Raw genomic sequence first — 1315 nt, forward strand, 5'->3', positions numbered from 1 at the left:
CCCCCGCACCAGCGCGGCCGACGACGGCCCCGCGCCCCTATCAGCCGCGCCCGTCGGAAAGCGGCGGGGTTGCGGCACGCCCGATCCCGGCGACCCCGCGCGCGCCGCTTGCCGCCGCCGCCGTTCCCGCGGCGGCGACCACCGCGGCGGCCAGCGGCGTCCTCGCTGGTCCCGATTTCACCACCCTTGGCGTGACCGCCGAACAGGCGACGGCGGCGCTCGCGGCGTTCCGGATCAGTTGTCCCTCGGTCCAGCGCCGCGCCGACGCCAGCGGGCTGACGCAGGGCGCCGACTGGACCGAAAGCTGTAACGCGGCGAAAACCTGGTCCGACACCGACGCCTCGACCTTTTTCACCCGCTATTTCGGCACGGTGCAGATCGGCGCCGGGACGGCGTTCGTCACCGGCTATTATGAACCCGAAATCGCCGGGTCGCGCACCAAGCGCGCGGGTTATGACATTCCCATCTATCGCCGCCCCGCCGATCTGGTCGACGTCGATCTTGGCCTGTTTTCTGACGAGTTGAAGGGCAAGACGATCCGCGGCCGCGTCGATGGCGGCAATCTGGTGCAATATTACGACCGCGCGGCGATCGAAAGCGGCGCGCTCGAAGGGCGCGGGCTTGAAATCGCCTATGCCGCCGACGCCGCCGAATTCTTTTTCCTGCAAGTCCAGGGCTCGGGCCGCCTGCGTCTGCCCGACGGCGGCATCATGCGCATCGGTTATGAAACGCAGAACGGGCGCGGCTATGTCGGCATCGGCAAGCTCTTGCTCGACCGCGGCGAATTGCAGCGCGGGCAGGCGTCGATGCAGGGCATCCTCGATTATCTGCGCGCCGACCCGAAACGCGGCGCCGCGGTGATGAACGAGAATCCCAGCTGGGTGTTTTTCCGCGAACTGACCGGCCCCGGCCCGCTCGGCGCCATGGGTCTGCCGGTGACCGGCCGCGCCAGCGTCGCCGCCGATCCCAACTATGTGCCGCTCGGCGCCCCCGTGATCCTCTCGCTCGACCGCGCCGAACCCAATGGGCTGTGGATCGCGCAGGACACCGGCGGCGCGATCAAGGGCGCCAACCGCTTCGACAGCTTCTGGGGTGCGGGCGAAGACGCGCGCGCGATCGCCGGCGGCATGGCGGCGCGCGGCTCGGCGCTGCTGCTGCTGCCGCGCGCCAGCATCGCGCGGCTGATTCCGGCGGGCTGACGCCGCGATGGCGCGGCGGCTCGATCCCGACGAAAACGCGCTGTGGAAAAAGGTCGCGGCGACGGTGAAGCCGCTGCCGAAAGCAAAAGCCCCGCTGGCCCCCACGGCCCCACCGA

Annotated in this window: 1 protein-coding gene; it reads left to right on the forward strand. The window is 70.3% G+C overall.

The annotated features are described in order from the left end of the window. Positions 1–1199: murein transglycosylase A (locus FFS68_RS17760; protein WP_349290397.1), on the forward strand; the 1199-nt coding region annotated here is incomplete at its 5' end. Between the last annotated feature and the right edge of the window lie 116 nt (positions 1200–1315).

The organism is Sphingopyxis sp. L1A2A, from assembly GCF_005502465.1.
Lineage (GTDB): Bacteria > Pseudomonadota > Alphaproteobacteria > Sphingomonadales > Sphingomonadaceae > Sphingopyxis.